Here is a 2,559-nt window from a genome sequence, read left to right as displayed (position 1 = left end):
AGATTTAAATCTCAATACACAAAATAACCTTATTCCGCTCTTTTGTTCTTTCTGATTAAGTAATAAATTTAATGAAAATCAAACTTAAGATATACAAACACGTTACCTAAAATACCTCGAAATAAAAATCAGCATGAATAAAAATGAAATTTTAGAAAGATCAAACTTGTCGAAAAAGCAGAGCGAAAAAAGTTAGTTTATCTAGAAAAATTAAGTACTTATTCAAAGTCAATTTTTACAAGAATCTATATTTCATTTTAAAAAATAATAGCAATACGCAGAGAAAATAAAACATCTTAACTCGTGAAATTTTAAAAAGAAACTTGAAAAAAATGAAAAAATAAGCTTTAAAATCACTCACTAAGAAAAATTAAAAGCAAAACGAAATATAATTAGTTTATTGAGTAAAATTAAAGTAAATATTCAAAGTTGACTTTTTAAAAGAATCGATATTTCATTTTAAAAATAATATCAATACACAGAGAAAAAATCATAACGGATAGAAAAGCAGAACGTGTCGGTACTTTAGATAACAACGGTTATAATTCATTGCTGCGGAATTTCCTAGCGGAAATTCACTCTTTTTTGCTAAATTAGTTTTGCAAACGGAAAGAATCCTGCGGATTTTTCCGCAACGAAATTATAACCAAACACGTTGCCCACAATTATGAAAAAACTATTACTACCATTTATACTAATCGCATTTTCATTAAATGCACAGCAAAAAGAAACTGTGGATTTAAAGTGGAAAATAAACGATACTCTGACTTATAAAACTGTAATGCGAGATGTAGTTCTTGAAAAAAGTAAAGAACAAACCGAGAAAGATTCCATTTCAGAAAAAATGAGCGGAATTTTTAAAGCAATGCAAGAACAATTAACAGACTTGAAATACGAAACAAAACTATTTCCTGATAAAAATGGAAACGTGGACATTGCTATGATGCTCAAAAAAGAAAAAGCAGACACTACCGAAAATTTATTTTCAGGAATGGCAAAAATGAATGGAAATGTAGTTTTAAGAGGGAAAGTGAGTCCTGAAGGAGAACTATTGAGCTTCTATTATAAAGAGGCTCAAAAAAACCTAATTTCAATTCTATTTGGACTTCCAACAAAACCTGTTGCAATTGGAGATGAATGGGATTTAAAAGTTAGTATGGTTTCAATGGACCAAAACTTTAAAGCAGACACTCTTTACAAGAAAAACCTTGTACGGCTTAAAGACATAAAAACTAAAAATGGGAATAAAATTGCCGTAATCGAATACAACATTGAGGAATATGTTTCAGGAGATTTTGGAAATGGAATGATGGCTATGTTTTCAAAAGATAAATCTGATAAAAAAACCTTTATGAAAATATCACATAAAGCAACTGCCGAGTTTGATATTGAAAAGGGTTATTGGATTTTGTATGATGGAATTATGGACATTGAAACTAACTTTTCGCTTATGGGAAAGGGTGGAAATAAACGAACTGAATTTAAACTGACGCCTGAAAAATAACTGTGGGCAACAATGTATAACCGCAATTACGGCGGATTCGACTACGTATGAATCCACTCGGAATTGCTAAAATCAGTGTCAAACCGAAAATTAACGCATATAAATCCGTAACTGACGGTTATACGAGACCGTTAGCCAACATTTGAAATGAATCGACTAATTCTAATACTTTTAATAATTCCAACTTTGAGTTTCTCTCAAACTAATGAACGATGGAAAAAAGGAGACCTTAAAGATTTAAAAGTGTTTACTGATTTGGAAATTGCTCTCGAAAATCCAAAAGAAGTTGAAATACTTGATTTAGGTGGTCAAAATTTCAAAGAAATACCTAAACAGATATCGGAATTCAAAAACCTTCGTGTTTTATTACTTGGTTGGAGACCCAAAAAAGATTTAGATAGTAGTACTCATAAAATGGCAAAAAATATTGGAGGCGGATATTTACATCTTGACCGAAAAAAGGGAACAGTATTAGACTATAATTACATTGAGAACTTAACACCTGAATTTTTGACTCTTGAGAAATTGGAATACCTTGAACTAGATTATAATCTTCTAAAATCCTTACCTATAGAACTTGCGAATCTTAAAAATCTTAAGCAAGTCTCTCTTTATGGGAACTGGACAATCTTTAAGAATCATAAAATCGTTGAGGAATTAGAACCTAAAATGCCAAACTGTGAATTTCTTACTGCGAAAAATTATATTAAAAAGAGAAAAAAGAAAGAATAAAAACTACAGCCAACAAAGAATTGAGGTAAAAAGCAACTCTTTTCTCGATTAATTTTAATGCATATTCATCTTGTACTAAAATTTTTATTTTTTAACCTTAGTACTTCATTCTTTTCCCTATTTTAAAACTATCTGTTAATTAAAACAGATACGTAGTTTTCATCATAAGGCAACCCTGATTTAGCTATCGCAAAGGCCTGCTTTAACAGCTTATTGGCCACTGCGATCAAAGCCAGCTTTTTGCTCTTACCCTTAGCTACAATACGCTGGTAAATCTCTCTACAGCCTTTGTTGTATTTACACGCATTGAACGCACATACAAA

Annotated in this window: 2 protein-coding genes and 1 pseudogene; 2 read left to right on the top strand and 1 reads right to left on the bottom strand. The window is 30.6% G+C overall.

Annotated elements, in window-relative coordinates:
- Positions 1-667 precede the first annotated feature (667 nt).
- Complete coding sequence (locus ACFFGL_RS12595) at positions 668-1,504, top strand: hypothetical protein (RefSeq protein ID WP_309730853.1); 837 nt, start codon at positions 668-670, stop codon at positions 1,502-1,504.
- Positions 1,505-1,690: 186 nt separating this feature from the next.
- Positions 1,691-2,236 (top strand): leucine-rich repeat domain-containing protein, encoded by a 546-nt coding sequence (locus ACFFGL_RS12590; protein ID WP_309730851.1) that lies wholly within the window; start codon positions 1,691-1,693, stop codon positions 2,234-2,236.
- A gap of 128 nt (positions 2,237-2,364) precedes the next feature.
- Here the strand turns inward: ACFFGL_RS12590 and ACFFGL_RS12585 are convergent.
- Positions 2,365-2,559: pseudogene (locus tag ACFFGL_RS12585) on the bottom strand (IS110 family transposase); the annotation flags it as partial.

The organism is Mesonia maritima (genome assembly GCF_042433895.1).
GTDB lineage: Bacteria > Bacteroidota > Bacteroidia > Flavobacteriales > Flavobacteriaceae > Mesonia > Mesonia maritima.
The sequence above is the reverse complement of the archived record's forward strand: the minus strand, read 5'-3'. Positions and strand labels throughout refer to the sequence as shown.

Bases quoted from the DNA above. Each gene is read 5' to 3' on its own strand.
- ACFFGL_RS12595 (WP_309730853.1), top strand. From the start codon at position 668: ATGAAAAAACTATTACTACCATTTATACTAATCGCATTTTCATTAAAT.